1 protein-coding gene is annotated in these 254 nt (G+C 40.2%); it reads left to right on the forward strand.

What is annotated here, in order from left to right; genetic code table 11:
• Nucleotides 1-254: hypothetical protein (locus KMS84_RS40425; protein ID WP_256921640.1), on the forward strand; the 254-nt coding region annotated here is incomplete at both ends.

The following is a 254-nucleotide window of genomic DNA, read 5'->3' on the forward strand; positions in this document are numbered from 1 at the left end:
TTGAGCGACCGCTGCTTGATTTTCATGAGCTTTTTTTGGGGTTGATTTCTGAAAGCCTTTGTAGTTTTGAATCGGATGTCTTTATAAAGTTTTCAGGAGGCGAACAGTTAGCTGGTTCCTGCTTCTCTATTGGTGGAAGTGATGCGGGTAAAGACGCTTGCTGGATAACTAAAGGGTTCGAAGATTTTTTTAAAGGTACTGTTGGGTATCCGATTATTATATGTAATGGGAGATTTGATTGGCTTGCGTATGAA

It is taken from the genome of Streptomyces hilarionis, from assembly GCF_024539675.1.
Taxonomy (GTDB): domain Bacteria; phylum Actinomycetota; class Actinomycetes; order Streptomycetales; family Streptomycetaceae; genus Streptomyces; species Streptomyces hilarionis.